Genomic DNA, 20,742 nt, shown 5'->3' with positions numbered 1-20,742 from the left:
CGGGGCGCCGCGCACACTGGGAGGTGAGCGCGGTGCCCCGCCCCAAGCACCACCTCCTCCGGACAACGGCGTCCGGCGAAATCCAGCTAGGAGTCCCACCGTGGCCATCTCGGTCTTCGACCTGTTCTCGATCGGCATCGGCCCGTCCAGCTCCCACACGGTGGGTCCGATGCGTGCGGCACGCATGTTCGTCCGGCGACTGCGCAATGAGGATCTGCTGGCCCCGGTGACCTCCATACGCGCCGAGCTCTACGGCTCCCTGGGCGCGACCGGGCACGGGCACGGCACCCCCAAGGCGGTGCTGCTCGGCCTGGAGGGCGCGTCACCGCGGACGGTCGACGTGGAAGGGGCCGACGAGCGGGTCGAGCAGATCAAGTCCTCGGGGCGGATCAACCTGCTCGGCGAGCACGAGATCGACTTCTCCTTCGATGACGACCTGATCCTGCACCGCCGCAAGGCGCTGCCGTACCACGCGAACGGCATGACGATCTTCGCGTACGACGCCTCCGGCGAGCTCGTGCTGGAGAAGACGTACTACTCCGTGGGCGGCGGCTTCGTGGTCGACGAGGACGCGGTCGGCGAGGACCGCATCAAGCTGGACGACACGGTCCTGAAGTACCCCTTCCGCACGGGCGACGAGCTGCTGCGGTTGACCCGCGAGACGGGCCTGTCGATCTCGGCCCTGATGCTGGAGAACGAGCGGGCCTGGCGCACCGAGGAGGAGATCCGCGAGGGGCTCCTCGGCATCTGGCGCGTGATGCAGGCGTGCGTGTCGCGCGGCATGTCCCGTGAGGGCATTCTGCCCGGCGGCCTCAAGGTCCGCCGCCGCGCCGCCGTCTCGGCCCGCCAGCTCCGCGCCGAGGGCGACCCGCTGGCCCACGCGATGGAGTGGATCACGCTCTACGCCATGGCCGTGAACGAGGAGAACGCGGCGGGCGGCCGCGTGGTCACCGCCCCCACCAACGGCGCCGCGGGCATCATCCCGGCGGTCCTGCACTACTACATCAACTTCGTGCCCGGCGCCGACGAGGACGGCGTGGTCCGCTTCCTGCTCGCCGCCGGCGCCATCGGCATGCTCTTCAAGGAGAACGCGTCCATCTCCGGCGCCGAGGTCGGCTGCCAGGGCGAGGTCGGCTCCGCCTGCTCGATGGCCGCCGGCGCCCTCGCCGAGGTCCTGGGCGGCAGCCCCGAACAGGTCGAGAACGCCGCCGAGATCGGCATGGAGCACAACCTCGGCCTCACCTGCGACCCGGTCGGCGGCCTCGTCCAGATCCCCTGCATCGAACGCAACGGCATGGCGTCCGTGAAGGCCGTGACCGCCGCCAAAATGGCCATGCGCGGCGACGGCTCCCACAAGGTCTCCCTCGACAAGGTCATCAAGACCATGAAGGAAACCGGCGCCGACATGAGCGTCAAGTACAAGGAGACGGCGCGGGGCGGGTTGGCCGTCAACATCATCGAGTGCTGAACTTCGTACGAGCGTGATCACCTCGGACCGGTCGGCGAAGTCGGCCTCGGTGCCGGGATCGATGGCCACCCGAGGCTGAGGTTCCCGCCGCGGGCGGGGATCACACGTGCCAGGGCGGGGCAGGAATCAACCACAACTCCTGTTCCCCCCACCGGCACTTCAGGGAGTCGCCATGCTGCGCGGCATCGACGTGAGCGCGTACCAATCCTCTTCGTACGACACCGACGGCCTCTCCTTCGTCTTCATCAAGGCGACGGAGGGCCGCTCGTACGTCAACCCGAAGCTGACCGCCCAGGTGAAGACGGCCCGCGACGCCGACTGCGTGGTCGGCTTCTACCACTTCCTGTGGCCCGGCAACATCACGGCCCAGGCCGAGTACTTCCTCAGCAAGGCCCCGGAGAAGGCGGGCGACCTGCTCGCCGTCGACTGGGAGACGACCGGCGACGGCACCCACGCGAGCAACGCGGAGAAGGACCGCTTCATCCGCAAGGTGAAGGAACTCCGCCCCGATCACCGGGTCGTGCTCTACACCAACCGCAACTACTGGCTGAACGTCGACACGACGTCGTACGCGGGCGACGGCCTGTGGATCGCCGACTACGTGACCGCGGGCAAGCCCCGCATCCAGGCGAAGTGGCGCTTCCACCAGTACACCGACGAACCCCTGGACAAGGACGTCGCCGACTTCGCGAACAAGGCGGCGCTAGTCGACTGGGCGGACGGCGGCTGAGCGCTCTCCGACCGCGAAGGCCAGGATCTCGGGTACCGCCTCGCTCAGGCTCCCGAAGTGGCGGTGGACGCCGTCCACTTCGGGAGCGTTGACTCCCCACACCGTCATTCCGGCACGCAGCCCGGCCTCCACGCCCGACGGCGCGTCCTCCACCACGAGACAGTCCGCCGGCTCGGCGCCGAGGAGCTTCGCCGCCAGCAGGTAGGGCACCGGCGACGGCTTGCCCTCCTCGACGGCGGCGGCGTCGACGAGCACCTCCGGAACGGGCAGGCCGGTCCGGGCGAACCGGCCACGCACCCGGTGCTCGTAGTTCGACGTGACCAGCGCCCAGCGCCGGGCCGGCAGCGCGGCCAGCAGCTCCGCGGCACCCTCGAAGGCGCCGTAGACGCCGGAACGTACGTCCTCGTCCTCCAACTCGTGCAGGGCGGCCAGGCACTCCCGCGGGTCGCGATCCGGGGCGACGGTCGCGAAGGTCTCCATGGGGCGGGTGCGCAGCGCCACGCGGTGGACCTGCCGGGGGTCCACCTCGTAGCGCGTCGCCCACGCTTCCCAGACACGGCGCTGATTGTCCACCGCGTCAATCAGCGTTCCGTCGACGTCGAACAGGACGTACTTTCCGGCAGGGGGCCTTACGATTTCGCTGGTCACGGACGTGATCATGCCATTGGCCGGGCGGGGAGCGGGAGTCGGGATCAGGCGCGGAAGTCCGCCGAGCGCTCCCGGGGTGCCTCGGCGAGCGCCTTCGTCACCGAGTCGAGGCCCTCCTGCAGGCCGTAGACCGGGGTGCCGGGCTGCTGGCGCCAGGAGTCGCCGAGGCCGCCGGCGTCGACGGTGTCGAAGCCGAGGTCGTCGATCAGGGCGCGGACCACGCGCTTGGCGTCCTCGTCGTCGCCTGCGACCGGGAGGGCCATGCGGTCGGGGGCGCCGGCCGGGCGCGGGCGGTCCAGGATGTCCTGGGCGTAGGTGCCGTTGAAGGCCTTGATGACGGTGTGGCCGATCTGCTGGGCCGTCCAGCTGCTCTCGGTGAGGCCGTTGTCCTCGATCGCGGCGATCCTGCCGTCGCGCTGCTGGGGGTAGTAGTTGCCGGTGTCGATGACGGCGACACCGTCCGCCGCCTCGTCGAGCAGCCCGGACGGCAGGTCCGGGACCGCCTTCACCGGGACCGTGATCACGACGAGCTCGGCGCCGCGTGCCGCGTCCTCGACCTTGACGGGTGTCGCCCCGGTCTCCTCGGCGAGCGCTGTGAGTGTGTGGGGACCGCGGGAATTGGCGACGGAGACGTCGTGGCCGAGGGTGGTGAGCCGCCGGGTGAGGTTGCCGCCGATGTTGCCCGCGCCGATGATGCCGATCTTCATGAGTGCCAGGCCCTTCCGGGGTTGGTGGTCCTGATGAGGGTCACCAACCCCGGCGGCGGACGCGCTATTCCGGGATGTGCGGCATCCGGGTGACCGCCCTCAGGGTTTCACCACGATCTTGCCGAAGTGCGTGTTGCTCTCCATCAGACGGTGGGCGTCCGCGATGCGGTCGAGCCCCTCGAAGACCTCGGCGACCGGTGGCCGGAAGCCGCCGTCGCGCAGGCCCGCGTTCAGGAAGGCCGTGGACCGGCGGCGGCCTGCCGCCGTCGAGGTCAGGGCGAAATTGGCGTACGTGTGGACGGTGAGCGGCCAGTTCCAGGGAAGCTCGGCCGGTCGCTGATCGAGCCAGCCGTAGACGAGCATCGCACCGCCCTCCGTGAGCGCCTCGCCCAGCGTGCGGAAGCCGGGACCGCCGATCGCGTCGAAGACCACCTCGGCCCCGCGACCGCCGGTGAGCCGCCGGGCCTCCTTCGGCACGTCCTCGTCGTCGGAGACGATCACGTGCTCCGCCCCGAGATCGAGAAGCCGTCGCCTCTTCGCCTCGGACCGGGTGGTGGCCAGCGGAATCGCGCCGATGCGGCGGGCGACCTGGATCGCGGCGGTGCCGACACCGCTGGACGCGCCGGTGATCAGGACATGGTCGCCGGGCTTCAGCCCCGCGGTCTCCAGGAGCGCGCCGTAAGCCGTCGTGTAGGTCAGCCACGCCGCGGCGCCGGTGACCGCGTCCACCGTCTCCGGGCGTGGCACGACCGCGGTGTCGGGCAGCACGACGCGTTCCGCGTACACGCCCTGGGCGCTCATCTCGATGCCGGGTCCGGTCATCACGGGGTCGCCCACGGCGAAGTCGGTGACGCCCTCGCCGACCGCCTCGACGGTGCCGGACGCCTCGTAGCCGAGCCGCGAGGCGGGCAGGGTGGGCTGGTAGTAGTACGTCCCCGCGCGGAACAGGGCCTCGGCGCGGTTGAGGCCCAACGCCTCGACGCGTACGAGGACTTCGCCGGGGCCGGGGGCGGGCACCTCGACGTCCTCGATCTTCAGGACGTCCGGGCCCCCCAGTTCGTGAAAGAGCACAGTGCGTGAAGTGGTTGATGACATACCCGTCACGCTAAGAGTGCAGCGCGAGACGATCCATGCCCTCTGATCTCGCTTTCATGTCCGTTCGTCTCGCTTCCGGGCCAACGAGCTACCGTATGGGCATGGACGTACTCAGCGACGCCATCACCACGATGCGCACCGGGCGCCCGCACTCCTCGCGCCGGGACGCATACGCGCCCTGGGGGATGCGCTTCGAGTCCTCGGACGGGGCCGGGTTCCATGTGGTGCTGCAGGGTTCGGCGTGGCTGCTCCCCGCGGAGGGGGAGCCGGTGGCGCTCGGCCCCGGCGACGTGGTGTTCCTCGCACACGGCCACGGTCACGCGCTGGCCAGCGGCGTGGACGTACCGCTGGAGGACGTACGGCTGCGGCCTGACGGCACGTGGCCGGAGCCTCCGCCGCCACGACCGTCGACAGACCCGTCGACCGTTCTGCTCTGCGGGGCCTACCAGTTGGACCGGGCTCGCGCCCATCCGCTCCTGTCCGAGCTGCCCGAGGTGGTCCATCTCCCTGCCCGCGTCGGCGCCCACCGCTCGCTGCGGGCCGCGGTCGAACTCCTCGGCATCGAGCTGGAGGAGCGCCGGCCGGGCTCCGACACGATCGTCACCTCGCTCCTCGACACACTCCTGCTGTACATCCTGCGCGCCTGGTGGCAGCGCGAGCGGCACGGCTCCGGGCATCCCACCGGCTGGTCGGCCGCCCTCGCCGACCCGGCGGTCGCGGCGGCCCTGCGCGCCGTCCACGGCGCCCCGTCCCACCCCTGGACGGTCGAGGAACTCGGCGCCCTCGGCGGCCTCTCCCGCGCGGCATTCGCCCGACGGTTCACCGCGCTGGTGGGCGAGCCCCCGCTCACATACCTCACCTGGTGGCGTATGACGACCGCGGGCCGCCTGCTCCGCGCCGGCGACATCCCCCTGCGCCAGGTGGCCCAACGCACCGGCTACGCCTCGGAGTTCGCCTTCGCCAAGGCGTTCAAGCGGGAGTACGGGGTGGCGCCCGGTCAGTACCGCAGGCACGCCTCCTGAGCACCGCCCCCACGGCATGACGAAAGGGCGCCCACCGGATCACCGGGGGCGCCCCTTCGCGGGTGTCACTTGCTCAGGTGGGTCCAGAACTCGTCGAACGAGAGGACCTTGTCGCCGTTGAGGTCGCGGCTGGCGATGATGGCCTCCGCCACCGACTCGGTGACGTTCCAGTCGCCGCCCTGGGCGAGGGCGGTCTTGAACTCGGCAGCGGTGATGAAACCGTCACCGTCCGTGTCGATCCGCTCGAACTGCTTCCGTGCTTCCTCGATGTCCGCCACCGATCCGCCCCTTCGTAGTGCATTACTGCCACGTGTACGGAGGTCAGATTAACGGGCGAGCCGAGCGCGCAGTGCGGCGACCACCCAGGCGAACTCCTCGCGGTGCGCGGACAGCGGCTCCATGCCGCGGACCAGTGCGTTCAGCTCCCGGAAGCGGGCCATCTCGACATGCGCCGCGGACTCCAGGCGTTCCAGTACGGCCGCCCGGTCGGCGTTGCCGAGCAACGGGCCCAGCACCTCCTCGGCCCCGGGCGACTCGGGGTCGACGCCCTGCTCCAGCGCCTCTCCCGCGAGTTGCACCAGTCGGCTCATGAACCACAGGGATGTGCCGGCCGGCACATCCGGCCCCCGGTCCGCCGCGTTGAACTCGATCATCTTCCGCATGCGCGCGCGGAAGCCCTTGTCCTGCAACAGCTCGGCCAGCTCCACCCAGGCGTCCACCTGCTCGGGCGTGGGGTCCTCGGGCAGATCAGCGAGGCTGAACTGGATCCGGGTGCGGATGTCGGGGTCCGCGGTGTCGAGGCCCCCGAAGGTCTCCTCCATGAAGTCGTCGATGATCCGCTTCCGTTCCGCGGCCGACAGCCGCGCCAGCTTGTTCATGAGTGTCATCTCCTCCGCGGTGGAACCGCGTCGCGCCACGGTCGACAGCACCGCCCGGGTCACCTTCAAGGACCGGATCTGCGCGTCCAGCGCCACCACGTGCGCGGCCGCCACTTCCGCGATCGTCGTCTCGCCCGCCAGCACCTTGCGAACGTCGTCCAGGCCCAGGCCCAGTTCGCGCAGGGTGCGGATCAGCTCCAGGCGTGCGACGGACGCGGCGTCGTACAGGCGGTAGCCGCCCGAGGAGCGGGCCACCGGGGGCAGGGCGCCCTCGTCCGACCAGTAACGGATGGTGCGGACGGACAGGCCGGTGCTCCGGGACAGCTCTCCGATGGTGAAAAGTCCGGTGCCGTCGTCGATCATGTCTGGGAGTGTGGGCCTTCCAGTGGGTGGAGACTCAAGGCGAGCACTCAAACGTGGGGACTCGAGGTGCGGGGGCGCGGTCGTGACGGACACTCTGCGGGACATTCTGGATGCGGCGGCTCGTGGTGTCTTTCCGCCTCCTGACGGCTCCGTGACCGTCGTACGCCAGCATTCCCACCGGGACGCGGGGGTCATCGCCTTCACCGCACATAACGTCGTCTTCGCCGACGAGGATCCCCGGTGGGTGCGCGAGGCGCTGGGCTCCGTCGACTGCGACGCGCTCGCCGCGCCGATGAACGCGCGGTTCCTCGCGGCGCTGATGGAGCGCACGAGGCGGGCGAGCGACACCATCGACCTGCTCACGGTCGGCTCCCCGCTCCCGGGCGAGCCGCCGCTCGAGCTGAAGGAGATCCACGACCCCGACCATCCGCGGGTCGTCAGTTCCCGCAGGCGCCGCGACGACGTGCGGGTGTGGGCCACCGAGGGCGGCGTGCTCGTGATGGGGCGCGGGGTCGCGGGCCGACTGGAGGTCGCGGTCGAGGTCGACGAGCAGGTACGCCAGCGGGGGCTGGGGCGTGCGCTCGTCTCGGCGGCCCGACAGCTGAGCGAGGGCGAACCGGTGTGGGCCCAGATCTCGCCGGGGAACGCCCGCAGTCTGCGGGCGTTCCAGGCGGCCGGTTACCGTCCGGTGGGGTCGGAGGCGCTGCTCCTCACCCGCCAGGGCCTGTCCGCCGGATCAGGCCCCGTTTCTCCGGCGTGATCCGCCGGACAGGTCCTGGACATCAGTGCCAGGGCTCGTAGTTCGGGTTGCTCTCGCAGTCGTTCATGATCTCGGTCTTGGCCTTCTTGTCGACCGGGCAGACGCCGATGATGTATTGGCGCGCGATGCCGCCCGGGAAGGCGACCTCGACCTGGTCGGCCCACTTGTGGGTGTCGCCGATGGTCTTGTTGACGTCCACACCGCCGGGCGCGTCGATGTAGTAGTTGTAGCCGGACTTGTACCAGGTCTTGTACAGGTCGTGGTCGTACGTCGTCGACACGTACGGCGAGGGCTGGTTGACGAGCACATACTGCTCGATGTCGTACTGCCCGTTGACGACGTCCTTCGGGTAGAAGCCTTGCTCGAAGACGGTCGCCGGGCCGCGGCTGTCGCTGCGGTAGAGCGTGCCGCAGGTCTTGCGCCAGACCGGGGCGGGGGTGATGCGTTCGACGTCCACGCGGCGGTCGGCGGCCGCCTTGATCGGGTCGGCGAACTGGGGACAGGCGGGCGCGGCCGCCTTGGTGGCCGGGGCCGGGGCGGGGGCGGCGGGGGTCGCGGCGGACGTCGCGAAGACGGCCCCGAGGGAGAGGACGACGGCAGCGGCCCGCCGCCGCAGGCGAGTTGTGATCATGGGGAGCACGATCTCGGTTCCGCGGCGACGGGGTGGGGATCGTCACCCGGACGGCGGCGTGTCATCCGCCGGACGTCAACTGCGCTCCGATCAGCGGAAGATGCCCGTATGGCCGAGCGAGTAGCGGCCCGGCTGCGGGTACACCGCGAGGCCGTGCGGGCCGCTGCCGACCGGGATACGGTCGAGCAGGACGCCGGTACGGGTGTCGATGGCGTACACCTCGGAGTCGTAACGACCGGAGAGCCACAGCACCTTGCCGTCGGCGGACACGCCGCCCATGTCGGGGCTGCCACCTTGGGGGAGGCGCCACTTCTTGGTGAGCCTGTTCTTCGTGAAGTCGAAGATGGAGATGCTGCCTTCACCCCGGTTGGAGATGTACATCTCGCGCGAGTCACGGCTGACGTACAGGCCGTGGGTGCCCTTGCCGGTCGGCAGGAGGGTCGGCTTGGTGAACTTGTCGCCGTCCAGGACCCATACGCCGTTGGCCTTCATGTCGGCGATGTAGAACCTCTTGCCGTTCGGCGAGATCTTCACGTCCTGCGGCATGGAGCCGTGGAGCGGCAGTTTCTGCTGCGCGACCACCTTCATCTTCTGTGTGTCGACCTTCAGCAGTTCGCCGCTGAACTCGCACGACGCGATGAAGTAGCGGCCGTCGACGGAGAAGTCGGCGTGGTTGACGCCGTAGCAGCTCACCGGCTCGGTCTTCAGACGCTTCATGGTGTGCGGGTCACGGAAGACCAGTTCGCGGTCGAGGGAGGCCATCACGATGGCGTACTTGCCATTGGGCGTGAAGTAGAGGTTGTACGGGTCGTGCACGCTGACCGGCTTGCCGGCCTTGCCGGTCTTCGGGTCGATGGGTGTAAGGCTGTTTCCCTTGTCGTTGTTGACCCACAGGGTCTTCATGTCCCATGAGGGAACCACGTGTTGGGGCTGGGTGCCGACCGGGATCGTCCCGATGACCCGGTACGTCTTCGGGTCGATGACCGTGACGGTGTTGGACAGGGTGTTGGGGACGTAGACGCGGGCGGGGAAATCCTTGACCACCGGGGAGAGCCTGTTCGGGCGGTCGGCGGCGTAGACGTCCTTCGGGTCCAGCACGGGGGGCATGCCGAGCAGTCCTTGGGCCGCCTTCTTCGTCGGCGGGGCGGGCTGGACGGCGGGCTTGGTGCCGAGGGCCTCGTTCGCGTGTTCCTTCGGCTCACTGCCACAGCCCGCGAGCACGGCGAGGACGGCACCGGCGATCAGTACACGCTTGATGGTGGTGTGGTGCATCTGCATCAGCTCAGCAGCTCCGTGGTGGTGACCGCGTGCAGGCCGCGGCGGTGGAGTTCTTCGAGGACGGCGGGGAGTGCGGCGACCGTGTCCGCGTACCCGAAGTGCAGGCTCACGATCGATCCGGCGCGGACTGCGCCCATGACGTTGCGGGTGACGGCGGGCGCTCCCGGCGACGTGAAGTCGAGCGAGTCGACGTCGTAGGAGAGCGTGTGCGGGTAGCCCGCGGTGCGGGCGAGCCGTTCTACGAGGGGTGAGGCGCGGGGGGCGCGGGACGGTCGGAACCAGGTGCCGATCGAGCCGGTGAGCCGCGCCAGGCGCTCCGCGCAGCCGCGGATCTCCGCGTTCGCGTCCGTCTCCGACATCGCGTTGATGTCCAGGTGGCGCAGGGTGTGGTTGCCGAGGTCGTGGCCGCCGTCGAGGATGCGGCGGGCGATGTCGGGGTGCTCGTCCAGCCAGGTGCCGACGGCGAGCACGGTGACGCGGGCGCCGGCCTTCTCGACTTCGCCGAGGAGCGACTTGGCGATGGTGGGGTCGCCCTGGCCGTGGAAGGTGAGGGCTACTTGGGGGCGGGTGCGGGGGCCGTGGGTGATCTGCTCGGGCTGGTTCGGGAAGCGGCGGGGGGTGGGGGTGGGGGGCCGGGACGGGGCGGGGGTGGCCGGGGGTGCGGTGTCGGTCGCCGGAGGTGTGGCGTGGGCTGGGGGTGCGCTGTGGGTCGGGGGTGGCGCTACGGCGCCTGCTGTGGAGCAGCCGGCGGCGAGTGTTCCGGCGGCGAGTGCGACGCCCGTGCGCAGCGCCGTACGTCGGTCCGGGGTGGGGCGGGTGACGTTGTCGTCCTCGCTGGACGGGTGAGGGGGGTGCGCGGGGTGTGCGGGGTGCGCGGGGTGCGCGGGCGTGGTCACTCGCACCATTTAAGGGGGAGTTGGCCCTAAAAGCAGCGATTGGGCCGCTCGGGGAGCTGCGCGGGTCGCGGGTCGCCGGTGGGTGGTTGCGCGTTTCCGCCGGTGGGTGAGGCGCGGTCCGCCGGTGGGTGGGTCGGGGCCGTGCCGGTACATCCGCCCCGTCGCCGGCGGCAGATCGGTTGGCCTTCACAGCTCTGCCTGTTGGCAACCACGTAAGCGACGGGGCATGTGATGTACCGGCACGGCCCCTTCCGTGGTCTGGCGGCTGCGGGGTCGTGGGGACTGCGGCCTCTTTCGGCCGGGGGGCGGGTGGGGGCGTGCGTCGCGGCCACCGGCACCTGCGGCCTCTTCCGGCCAGGGCGCGCGCGGAGCCCGTCCGGCGTTTGAAGACGAGGCCGTCAAGGCCGATGCGGGGGGCCGGGGGCGGCAGCCCCCGGGTAGGGGACGGGTAGGGGCGGAGGGGGCGAAGGAACTGCGGACGTGGAGGGAGGTGTTCGGGCACAGGGTGCGCAAAGTTCCCGTACAGACACGTGGTTCGGCAGGCGGTGCTTTTGGATCAATCGACGGCGTCTGGGATAGTCAGCGGTGCGACCTCCACCCATTGACCCGGGCCATGGTTGTCGCCGGTGCCGCGGTTCACACCCCAATTCGTTCCGCGGTGCCCCAGGAGCCCCGGCTGCTCAGCGGCCGGGGTTTCCCCGTGTCCGGGGGGAGTTCAGCGGTCGGCCACGCGCATTTCGAACCAGGTGGTCTTGCCGCGGGGCAGAAGATCGACGCCCCAGCGGTCGGAGAGTTTGTCGACGAGGAAGAGTCCTCGGCCGCTCACGTCCAGTTCCTGGACCGGCATCAGGCAGGGCAGACCACGGGAGGGATCGCGGACCTCGATGCGGATCCAGCCCCGGCGGCGGCGCATCCGGAGCCCGAAGACGCGGGCACCGGTGTGGCGTACGGCGTTGCCGACGAGCTCGGAGACGAGGAGGACCGCGTCCTCCGTCATCTTCGGCGACAGGCCCCAGTGGCGCAGGACCACGACCTGCGTGAGCCGCCGCGCGGTGGCCGCGGACTCCGGGCGGGACGGCAGCGGCACCTCCGCCTCTGTCGGATTGCCGAACAACTCCAGTGCCCTGAGCGCCCGTTCGTCCTCGACCGCAGGCGTCCAGCGCGCCGCGGTCGCACTCCCGTGCCGCCGCGGCTGTTCGATACCCTCCAGCCCCGCCATGCCCCCCATCATGGCCGTCCAGAGCCCCCTTCGGGGCCGTTCCGAAGGAATACACTCCCCGGAATGCATCATTCCGCACCATCCGATCGGCATATGCCACGGGCAGTTCAAGGGGTATCGGAGCCTGCCTGACCTGCCATTACCGACCACTTGAGGGCAATCGCCGACGTCCCCCGGCAAGGCAGACTTAAGGTTGCCTTAAGGCTCGCATAAACCGCCCCTTCGGGGGACAGCGGGTAAGACATCGCGTCAACTGCAAGTGGATCAGCGGAACTTGGAGAGTGATTTTCGCCGTATCGGCGAGTGCCTCCGGTCCGCCGGGCGCCGGACGCTCAGAGGAACTTCGCCTTGCCCGGGCCCTCCTCCACGAAGCTCCGCATCCCGCGCTCACGGTCCTCCGTCGCGAACAGGCCCGCGAACCAGTTCCGCTCGATCGCGAGTCCGGTCTCGATGTCCGTCTCCAGGCCCGCGTCGATCGACTCCTTGGCGGCACGCAGCGCGATCGCCGGGCCCTGCGCGAGCTTCGCGGCCCAGGCGTGCGCGGCAGCGTACACCTCGTCGGCCGGGACGACCCGGTCCACCAGGCCGAGCGACAGTGCTTCGTCGGCCTTGACCATGCGGCCGGTGAAGATGAGGTCCTTGGCCTTGGAGGGGCCGATCAGGCGGGACAGGCGCTGGGTGCCGCCGGCACCGGGGATCAGGCCGAGCAGGATCTCCGGCTGGCCCAGCTTCGCGTTGTCCGCGGCGATGCGGTAGTCGGCGCACAGCGCCAACTCGCAGCCCCCGCCGAGCGCGTACCCGGTGACGGCGGCGACGACGGGCTTGGGGATGCGGGCGACGGCGGTGAAGGAGTCCTGCAGGGCCCGGGACCGCACGACCATCGCGGCGTGGTCCATCGCCTGCATCTCCTTGATGTCCGCGCCCGCCGCGAACACCTTCTCCCCGCCGTACAGCACCACGGCGCGGACGTCCGACCGGCCCGTGGCCTCCTCGGCGAGCTCCTTGAGCCGATCCTGGGTGGCGACGTCCAGCGCGTTCATCGGCGGGCGGTCCAGGCGGATGGTGCCCACGCCTTCGGCTACTTCGAGATGCACAGTCATGGGAGCAGGTTAGTGGGCGTTAACGACGACGGGCCGGGTGTGCTGGGTCACAGCACACCCGGCCCGTGCCGGTGCAGCTCCTACTTGGTCCAGTCGGACCAGGACATGTTCCAGCCGTTGAGGCCGTTGTCCGGGGCGACCGTCTTGTCGTGGGAGTGCTTCACGATCACCACGTCGCCGATGATCGAGTTGTCGTAGAACCAGGCCGCGGGCACCTTGCCGTCGTAGCCGCCGCGCACATCGCGTACGCCGATGCAGCCGTGACTGGCGTTGTAGTTGCCGAAGGCGCCACCGCCCCAGTAGTTGCCGTGGATGAAGGTGCCCGAGTTGGTCAGGCGCTGGGCGTGCGGCACGTCCTTGATGTCGTATTCGCCGCCATAGCCGACCGTTTCGCCGTTCATGCGGGTCACCTTGAGACGCTCGCTGATGACCATCTGGCCGTTCCAGGTGTCGTAGCCCGGCTTGCCCGTGGTGATCGGGATGGTCTTGAGGACCTTGCCGTCGCGCTTGACGACCATCTTGTGGGTCTTGGCGTCGACGGTGGTGACCTGGCTGCGTCCGATCGTGAACTTCACGGTCTTGGTCTGCTTGCCGTAGACGCCCGGCCGGCCCTCGACGCCGTCGAGGTTGAGGGTGACGCTGACCTTCGTACCGGCCTTCCAGTACTGCTCGGGACGGAAGTCGAGGCGGTCGTTGCCGAACCAGTGGCCCTCGACGTCGACCGCCGGCTCGGTCTTGATCTTGATGGCCTTCTCGACGTCGTCGGGGTGCGTGATGCCCCGCGTGAAGTGGATCGAGAAGGGCATCCCGACGCCGACCTTGGAGCCGTCGTCGGGCGTGTAGATGCCGACGAAGGTGTTCTTCGGGGTGAGCGTGGTGAAGGCGGAATCCTCGGCGGCCTCACGGCCGTCGGAGTCCTTGGCCACCGCGTGCACCTTGTACTTGGTGGCCGAGGCGAGATGGGTCGACGGCGTCCAGGTCGCTCCCCCGCCGGTTATCTCGCCGTCGACCGCGTTGCCCTTGGTGTCCTCGACCTTGACCTCGGTCAACTTGCCCTTGGCAGCGGTCACCTTGAGGGCGCCGCTGGTCTTCACATCGTCGGCGCCGTCCTTGGGGGCGATGGTCACGACGGCCTGTGAGGCCTTGGTGTCCGCCGTACTGGAGCCCTTGCCCTTGCCGTCACCCGAGCTGGTCCCCGAGTCCTTGTCCCCTCCGCCGCCGCAGGCGGTCACGGCGAGCAGCAGGGCGGCGAGGAGCAACGCCAGCACTCCCTGCTTCCCGTGTGTCCGCGCGCCAACCGACGCCCCCGATATCGGTCGCCCGTTCAAAGTCGTTCTCCCCTCGCACGGCCTGATCAGGCCCGCACTCCAGCGCGTCCCACGCGCGTATCGCGCTAATTAATCACACGACCTGAGGCGATGGCTCCCCGGGAATGTCACTGTTCAGTCCCAACTTCCGCCGAACGGGGCGCCGCTGGAGTGCGTCGTGCGCGTACCCCCAAATCGGGTTACTTCACCGCGCCCCCCGCTTTCCACGCCTTCCATGCCATGTTCCACCCTCCGAGCCCGTTGTCGGGAGCGACCGTTTTGTCCTCGCTGTTGACGACCTCGATGACGTCCCCGACGAGGCTGCGGTCGAAGAACCAGCCCGCCGGGGTGTCCGAACCGCCGCCCTTCACGTCCTCCAGGCCCACGCAGCCGTGGCTGACATTGGCGTTGCCGAAGACGTCGGGCGCCCAGTAGTTGCCGTGCAGGAAGGTCCCGGAGTCGGTCAGGCGCATCGCGTGGGGGACGTCCGCGATGTTGTACTCGCCGCCGAAACCGACCGTCTGGCTGTTCATCCGCGTCACCTCCAGCATCTCCATGACGACCATTTTTCCGTTGTACGTAGCCTTCTTGGGGGCCCCCGCCGTGATCGGCACGGTGGCGAGGAGGTCACCGTCGCGGCGTACCTCCATGGTGTGCGTGGCGGCGTCGACGAGGGAGACCTGGCTGCGTCCGATGGTGAACGAGAAGGTCTTGTACTGGAGTCCGTAGACGCCGGGTGCTCCCTCGACGTCCCGCAGATGCAGCCCGACCGTGACCTTCGTACCCGGCTTCCAGTACTGCCGGGGGCGGAAGTCGACGCGGCTCTTGCCGAACCAGTGCGGGCGGATCTCGACGGCGGGTTCGGCGTTCACCTGAATGGCCCGCTCCACGGCGGCCCGGTTCTCGACCTCCCGGTTGAAGGAGAGCGAGACGATCATTCCGGTGCCGACGGTGGATCGGTTCTCCGGGGTGACGTAGGCGATGAACCGCTCGTCGGGGACAGCCGTCGTGAACGTCGTGTGCCGCGCCGAGCGCCGCCCACGTTCGTCGAGGGCCACCACGTCGACGGTGTACTTGGCCGCCAGCGCGACCCGCGCGTCATCGGGCTTCCAGGTCAGGCCGTCCTCGGTGATGTGCCCCGGCACCGGGGACTCCTGCGCGTCCTGGGACTTGACGACCTTCACGGATTCCAGGCGCCCGTCGGGCACCCATACCTTGATCGCCTCTTTTGGGCGTACGCCCTTGCTGTTGTCGGCCGGCGAGACGCGGATGACGTCCTCGGGCGACTGCGGTTTGCCGAACACCCTGTCGATCCCGTCCGCGGTGCAGCCGGAGGCTCCGGCCAGCAGGCCGGCCCAGGTCAGTACGGCGGCCAGCGCGGCCCCTGCGCGCCGCGCGCGCGTCTGTACGTGCTTCACAGGGGGCCCAACGACTGTGCCCCTCTGGGGAAACGTGAGTGCGAGCCACGCTCTGGGCAGAACAGTGGGGAGGACGACGCGAAGGGGAGCCGCGGCCGGGACGCCGCACGCTCCTTTTCGGGTCGTTCCACGAGCCGCGGGAGGGTGACCGGTGTCGAGCGCACCCGAGCAGGAGGCAGTCCAGGAGGGACGTGCCGCGGACGGCGGGCTGCCCGCACAGCCGGTCCCCGCGCTGAACGGCGCCCGGCACACGCCGACGCCCGCCGTGTCCGTGTGGCCCGGCGCCCCGACCCCGCTCGGGGCGCGTTTCCGCGTCGGCCCCGACGGCGCCACGGGCACCAACTTCGCCCTGTGGGCGGGCGGCGCGGAGGCCGTGGACCTGTGCCTCTTCGACGAGCGGGACGGTGAGATCCACGAAACCCGGGTCCCGCTCACCGAACTCACCCACGAGATCTGGCACGGCTTCGTCCCCGGCGTGCTGCCCGGCCGCCGCTACGGCTATCGCGTGCACGGCCGCTGGGACCCGTGGACCGGCGCCCGCTGGAACCCGGCGAAGCTGCTCCTCGACCCGTACGCCCGTGCCGTCGACGGCGACTTCAGCCTGCCGCCCGAGGTGTACGGGCACGTCCGGGACTGGCCTCAGCAGCAGGTCGCCGACACGGTGCGCGACGACCGCGACTCGGCGCCGTACGTCCCCAAGGGTGTCGTGGTCCATGACGACGACGACTGGTCGGACGACCACCGCCCGAAGACGCCGTGGGCGGACTCGGTCATCTACGAACTGCATGTGCGGGGGTTCACCCGACTGCACCCCGGGATTCCGGAGGAACTGCGCGGCACGTACGCGGGACTGGCGCACCCGGCCGCCGTCGAGCATCTCGTGAAGCTCGGGGTGACCGCCGTGGAGCTGCTGCCGGTGCACCAGTTCGCGCACGAGGACCATTTGCTGCGCAAGAGCATGCGCAATTACTGGGGCTACAACTCGATCGGCTATTTCGCGCCGCACGCGGGGTATGCCGCCTCCGGGACGACCGGGCAGCAGGTCGGCGAATTCAAACGGATGGTACGGGCGCTGCACACCGCTGGCATCGAGGTCATCCTCGACGTGGTCTACAACCACACGGCGGAGGCGGGCGAGCTGGGCCCGATGCTGTCGCTGCGCGGCATCGACAACCGGGGGTATTACCGGCTGCAGTCGGACGCCCGTCGGTATGCGGACTACACGGGATGCGGGAACACACTGCATGTGGTGCAGCCGCATGTGCTGCGGCTGATCACCGATTCGCTTCGGTACTGGGTGACGGAGATGGGGGTGGATGGCTTTCGGTTCGATCTGGCTGCCGCGCTGGCGCGGTCGATGCACGACGTCGACATGCTGTCACCGTTCCTCGCCGTCATCGCCCAGGACCCCGTGCTGCGGCGGGTGAAGCTGATCGCGGAGCCCTGGGACGTGGGCTCCGGTGGATATCAGGTGGGCTCCTTCCCGCCCCTGTGGACGGAGTGGAACGACCGGTATCGGAACGCCGTGCGGGATTTCTGGCGCGGGGCGCTGCCCGACGTGCGGGATCTGGGCTATCGGCTGTCCGGGTCGAGTGACCTTTACGCGTGGGGTGGGCGGCGGCCGTACGCCTCGGTGAATTTCGTGACCGCCCATGACGGGTTCACGCTGCGTGATCTCGTGTCGTACGAGCGCAAGCACAACGAGGCGAACGGGGAAGGAAATCGGGACGGTTCCGACGACAATCGATCATGGAACTGCGGGGCGGAGGGGGAGACGGAGGACGAGCGCGTACGGGCCCTGCGGCGGCGGCAGTTGAGGAATCTGCTGACGACGCTGTTGCTGTCGACCGGGGTGCCGATGCTGGTCGCCGGGGACGAGTTCGGGCGGACTCAGCGCGGCAACAACAACGCGTACTGCCAGGACAACGAGATCAGTTGGGTCGACTGGTCGTATCTCGACGATCCCGGATGGGGGGCGCTGTTCGAGCTGACGTCCCGGCTGATCGCCCTGCGACACGAGCATCCCGTGCTGCGGCGGCGGGCGTTCTTCTCCGGGCGGGCCCATTCCGCGGACGGATTGCGGGACCTGGCGTGGTTCACCGCGCGGGGGACGGAGATGACGGAGCGCGACTGGTACGCGCCCGCCGCGACGCTCGGGATGTATCTGTCCGGGCGGGACATTCCCGGGCGGGACGCCCGAGGGGCACCCGTTGTCGACGACAGTTTCCTGGCGGTGCTGCATGCGGGCGATCGGCCGGTGGGGTTCGTGCTGCCCGGGGCGCCGTGGGCCTCGCGGTACGAGGTGGTCGTGGATACGTCCCGGGAGGAGCAGGGGGATGCGCCGGGGGTGGTTCATCGGGCGGGGGCGGGGATCACGATGCCGGCTCGGGCGGTACTGTTGCTGCGGGTGGTGGGGTGAGGGGGGAGCTGTCGCCCCGCCGGCCCCGGGTGAGGAGGGAGTTGTCGCCCCGCCCGCCCCGGGTGAGGAGGGAGTTGTCGCCCCGCCCGCCCCGTACGAGTTCAAGTACGACGGCGTGCAGGACCGCCGCCTTGGCCGCGCCGGGAACCCGGTTGGCGACACGCCGGGCGCGGTCCGGATCGGTCACGGCCAGGGCCCTGGCGACACGGGCCAATACCTTCACGACTGAGGACTCGTCACCGATCCTGCCCGCGATGCGCTCCGCCCGGTCGGGCGCCGTGGAGGCCATCGTGGTGGCCATGGCCGTCAGTGCGGCCACTCGCGTGTCCGGGCTGGTGATCGTGTTCGCGATGGACTCGGCAAGGTCGGGGTCGTCGGCAGCCACCGTCTCGGCCACAGCGGCCGACACCCGCTCTCTGGTGGACCTGCGGACGATCGCACTGGCGATGCGCTCGGCTCGGTCGGGGCGACTGGCGGCCACCGCTTTGGCCAGAACGGCCAAGGACTCGGCCTTGTACATCTTGTCCGGGCTCGCGATCTGCTCCGCCTCGTCGATCAGGCGCTCGGCGCGTTCGGGGTCACGGTCGGCCAGTACGGCAGCCACCGCGCTCAGCACCGCCACTCGCGAGTACAGGTCGCTGATGGTGATCGCGATGGACTCGGCTCGGTCGGGGTCACGCTCGGCCACCTCTTTGGCCAGAGCCGTCAACACCTGTTCTCTGGTGGGGCTGTGGGCTATCCCCCTGGCGATGCGCTCGGCTCGGTCGGGGTCACCGGCGGCCACCGCCTTCGTCACCACGACGAGCTCTGTGGCCACGGCGGTTGCCGTCGCCGGGTCCAGCGCGAGGAGCGTTGGTCTGCTGTTGTATTTGCGGGTGATCGTGTTCGCGATGGACTCGGCTCGGCCGGGGTCGTCGGCGGCCACCGACCTGGCGACAGCGCTGAGCGCCGGCCACCTGCTGTATTTGTCGGTGATCGTGTGGGCGATGGACTCGGCCCGGTCGGGATCGTCGGCGGCCACCGCCTTCGCCACGTCACTGAGCGCCCTCATCCTGCGGTACTTGTCGGTGATCGTGTTCGCGATGAGCTCGGCCCGGTCAGGGTCGCCTGCGGCCATCGCCGGAGCCACGACGCCAAGTGCCAGCCACCTGTCGTACTTGTCGGTGATCGTGTTCGCAAGGGACTCGGCCCGGTCGGGATCGTCGACGGCCACCGCCTTCGCCAAGGCGGCCAACACGCGGTCTCTGGTGGGCTTGTGGGCTATCGCGTTGGCTATGCCTTCGACTCGGTCGGGGGCACTCGCGGCTGCCGCGGTCACCACGAAGACCAGCGCCTCGGCTTTGAGCTGCCTGGCCATGTGCGCGATGCGTTCCGCCTGGTCGATCAGGCGCCCCGCGCGTTCGGGATCGCCGACGGCCACCGCGTCGGCCACGGCGCACAGTGCGCGGGCCCGGGCGTAGCTGTCGGCGATCGTGTCCGCGTCACGTTCTGCCTGGTCGATCAGATGCGTCACACGGTCGGCTGGGTAGACGGTCGCCGCCGCGAGGGCGACCTGCGCCAACGCCCGGACTTTCCACAGCCTGTCGCCGATCGTGTTCGCGATGCGTTCTGCGTGGGTGAGGCGAACGGTCAGGTCCGAGCGGCGCACCGGTTGCGGGTCGTTGCCTTCACCCGCCGCTGATTCGACACCTGGCGCGTGGGCGGCCCGGGCGTTGCGCACCAGTCCGAGCAGGTCCGCGGTGCCGGTGCCGCGTTGCTGTGGCACCGGCAGGCCTTCGGCGCGCAGCCGGGTCTGCAGATGCCGGTAGATGTCTCCGAGACTGATCAACGACCCGGCCGTCGGACTGCCGGAGCGCAGCACGGCGAGCAGCCGCTCCGTGAACGCGGTGTGCTGTTCTCCCGGCAGGATCAGTGCCGTTCGATTCGCCGGGGCCGAGGTCAGCGTGTAGGTGCCGGCGACCTCGAGCTCGCCGAGCACCGCCTCGTCGACACCGGCCAGCGTCTCTCCGATCGCCCGCCCGCTGAAGCAACTGTCAAGGATCACCACCCGGCTGGTGGCCCTGCTGTCCAGGCACGCATCGCGCACCGCCTCGAACGGCAGTGCGGTGAAGGCGAGTTGATGGGGCCGGGTCGCGGCCAGGCTCAGATACAACTCCCGGCGCCGCGGGCCGAGCAGCCCGTGTCCGCTGTAGTAGAACAGCAGCAGGTCCTCCGCCTCTTCAGCGGCACGCACCAGCGCGTCGCCGACCTGCGCCACGCCGGCCGCCGAGGGAACCGCGATGCAGTGGAAGGGGTTGAAGCCGCCGAGTTTCTCATCGGTGAGCACCTGAGCGAGATCGCTGATGTTGTTGGCGATCACCGGTACGTCCGGCAGCAACGGGTCTTCGTAGAAAGGGGTCCCGACCAGTACGATCCTCGACCGGGTGGGATCGACCGCCCGCTCGATCATTCGTCCCGTCCGAGTGCCTCTCGCACCAGCGCCTCGACGTCGCTCACGCGCTTGGCGTCGATCTCCACGGTGCGCCCGTCGGGCGTGCCGCCGACCTTGATCCGTACGTCGGAGCGGCGCGGTAGGGCCAGGAACGCCTTGAGCGACGCGGCCAGCACACTCACCGCACCGCCACTGCCCACGGCGACCACCAGCGCATCGGGGAACGACCCCAGTTCGCCGGCCCCCGGCGTGGCGCTCTGACTGATCAGACCCCGGAGCTCCGGCTCCTGGCCCAGCCAGTCAGACAGCTCCGCAAGCCCTTCGACCGGGTCATCACATCCGACCGACAACCACACGCGAGGCATGAAGCCC

General features: G+C 69.8%; 18 protein-coding genes and 1 pseudogene. 5 read left to right on the top strand and 14 right to left on the bottom strand.

Translation table 11 applies throughout. The features are described 5' to 3' along the window. Window positions 1–100 precede the first annotated feature (100 nt). Together IEY95_RS27510 and IEY95_RS27505 are read left to right on the top strand one after the other, a co-directional pair. Entirely contained in the window at window positions 101–1,468 is a 1,368-nt protein-coding gene (locus IEY95_RS27510) for an L-serine ammonia-lyase (RefSeq protein WP_189188849.1), read from the top strand. 172 nt (window positions 1,469–1,640) lie between these two features. Next, window positions 1,641–2,198, top strand: a complete 558-nt coding sequence (locus tag IEY95_RS27505; protein WP_189188848.1) for a glycoside hydrolase family 25 protein — start codon at window positions 1,641–1,643, stop codon at window positions 2,196–2,198. On the opposite strand, the gene IEY95_RS27500 is transcribed toward IEY95_RS27505, so the two are convergent. The 3 genes and pseudogenes from IEY95_RS27500 to IEY95_RS27490 form a co-directional block, all read right to left on the bottom strand. Next, window positions 2,172–2,846: an HAD-IA family hydrolase gene (locus tag IEY95_RS27500; protein WP_229703424.1), complete on the bottom strand. Its 675-nt coding sequence runs from the start codon at window positions 2,844–2,846 to the stop codon at window positions 2,172–2,174. The genes IEY95_RS27505 and IEY95_RS27500 overlap by 27 nt on opposite strands. A gap of 44 nt (window positions 2,847–2,890) precedes the next feature. Continuing rightward, window positions 2,891–3,574, bottom strand: a pseudogene (locus tag IEY95_RS27495) (NADPH-dependent F420 reductase); the annotation flags it as partial. Between the two features lie 78 nt (window positions 3,575–3,652). After that, complete coding sequence (locus IEY95_RS27490; RefSeq protein ID WP_189188845.1) at window positions 3,653–4,648, bottom strand: zinc-dependent alcohol dehydrogenase family protein; 996 nt, start codon at window positions 4,646–4,648, stop codon at window positions 3,653–3,655. Between the two features lie 101 nt (window positions 4,649–4,749). On the opposite strand from IEY95_RS27490, the gene IEY95_RS27485 reads away from it, so the two are divergent. Beyond that, window positions 4,750–5,670 carry an AraC family transcriptional regulator gene (locus IEY95_RS27485; RefSeq protein ID WP_189188844.1) on the top strand — a complete coding sequence of 307 codons (921 nt, stop codon included), beginning with the start codon at window positions 4,750–4,752 and terminating at the stop codon, window positions 5,668–5,670. Between the two features lie 65 nt (window positions 5,671–5,735). Here IEY95_RS27485 and IEY95_RS27480 read toward each other — a convergent pair whose 3' ends face one another. Further along, window positions 5,736–5,948, bottom strand: a complete 213-nt coding sequence (locus IEY95_RS27480) for an EF-hand domain-containing protein (RefSeq protein ID WP_189188843.1) — start codon at window positions 5,946–5,948, stop codon at window positions 5,736–5,738. Window positions 5,949–5,996: 48 nt separating this feature from the next. After that, window positions 5,997–6,911 (bottom strand): helix-turn-helix domain-containing protein, encoded by a 915-nt coding sequence (locus tag IEY95_RS27475; RefSeq protein WP_189188842.1) that lies wholly within the window; start codon window positions 6,909–6,911, stop codon window positions 5,997–5,999. 82 nt (window positions 6,912–6,993) lie between these two features. Here IEY95_RS27475 and IEY95_RS27470 point away from each other — a divergent pair, with 82 nt between their 5' ends. Next, entirely contained in the window at window positions 6,994–7,671 is a 678-nt protein-coding gene (locus IEY95_RS27470; RefSeq protein WP_189188841.1) for a GNAT family N-acetyltransferase, read from the top strand. A gap of 22 nt (window positions 7,672–7,693) precedes the next feature. Here the strand turns inward: IEY95_RS27470 and IEY95_RS27465 are convergent, their stop codons facing one another. The 7 genes from IEY95_RS27465 to IEY95_RS27435 form a co-directional block, all read right to left on the bottom strand. Beyond that, complete coding sequence (locus IEY95_RS27465) at window positions 7,694–8,302, bottom strand: ADP-ribosyltransferase (protein ID WP_189188840.1); 609 nt, start codon at window positions 8,300–8,302, stop codon at window positions 7,694–7,696. Between the two features lie 90 nt (window positions 8,303–8,392). Further along, window positions 8,393–9,574: a YncE family protein gene (locus tag IEY95_RS27460; protein ID WP_189189096.1), complete on the bottom strand. Its 1,182-nt coding sequence runs from the start codon at window positions 9,572–9,574 to the stop codon at window positions 8,393–8,395. A gap of 5 nt (window positions 9,575–9,579) precedes the next feature. Further along, window positions 9,580–10,485: a polysaccharide deacetylase family protein gene (locus IEY95_RS27455; protein ID WP_189188839.1), complete on the bottom strand. Its 906-nt coding sequence runs from the start codon at window positions 10,483–10,485 to the stop codon at window positions 9,580–9,582. A 706-nt stretch (window positions 10,486–11,191) separates the two neighbouring features. Then, window positions 11,192–11,695, bottom strand: coding sequence for an ATP-binding protein (locus tag IEY95_RS27450; protein ID WP_189188838.1), 504 nt, complete (start codon window positions 11,693–11,695; stop codon window positions 11,192–11,194). Between the two features lie 332 nt (window positions 11,696–12,027). Then, window positions 12,028–12,795, bottom strand: coding sequence for an enoyl-CoA hydratase/isomerase family protein (locus IEY95_RS27445; protein ID WP_189188837.1), 768 nt, complete (start codon window positions 12,793–12,795; stop codon window positions 12,028–12,030). Between the two features lie 80 nt (window positions 12,796–12,875). Next, entirely contained in the window at window positions 12,876–14,123 is a 1,248-nt protein-coding gene (locus tag IEY95_RS27440; RefSeq protein WP_189188836.1) for a L,D-transpeptidase, read from the bottom strand. A 179-nt stretch (window positions 14,124–14,302) separates the two neighbouring features. Further along, window positions 14,303–15,520 carry a L,D-transpeptidase gene (locus IEY95_RS27435; RefSeq protein ID WP_189188835.1) on the bottom strand — a complete coding sequence of 406 codons (1,218 nt, stop codon included), beginning with the start codon at window positions 15,518–15,520 and terminating at the stop codon, window positions 14,303–14,305. A 151-nt stretch (window positions 15,521–15,671) separates the two neighbouring features. On the opposite strand from IEY95_RS27435, the gene glgX reads away from it, so the two are divergent. Continuing rightward, window positions 15,672–17,939 (top strand): glycogen debranching protein GlgX, encoded by a 2,268-nt coding sequence (gene glgX / locus IEY95_RS27430; RefSeq protein ID WP_189188834.1) that lies wholly within the window; start codon window positions 15,672–15,674, stop codon window positions 17,937–17,939. On the opposite strand, the gene IEY95_RS27425 is transcribed toward glgX, so the two are convergent. Together IEY95_RS27425 and IEY95_RS27420 are read right to left on the bottom strand one after the other, a co-directional pair. Then, a complete protein-coding gene (locus IEY95_RS27425) occupies window positions 17,893–20,388 on the bottom strand; it encodes a caspase family protein (RefSeq protein WP_189188833.1) in 2,496 nt (831 codons plus the stop codon). The genes glgX and IEY95_RS27425 overlap by 47 nt on opposite strands. After that, complete coding sequence (locus IEY95_RS27420; protein WP_189188832.1) at window positions 20,385–20,735, bottom strand: effector-associated constant component EACC1; 351 nt, start codon at window positions 20,733–20,735, stop codon at window positions 20,385–20,387. Before IEY95_RS27420 ends, IEY95_RS27425 begins: the two co-directional genes overlap by 4 nt. Window positions 20,736–20,742: the final 7 nt, after the last annotated feature.

The sequence above is a fragment of the Streptomyces albiflavescens genome (assembly GCF_014645835.1).
Lineage (GTDB): Bacteria > Actinomycetota > Actinomycetes > Streptomycetales > Streptomycetaceae > Streptomyces > Streptomyces albiflavescens.
The sequence above is the reverse complement of the archived record's forward strand: the minus strand, read 5'-3'. Positions and strand labels throughout refer to the sequence as shown.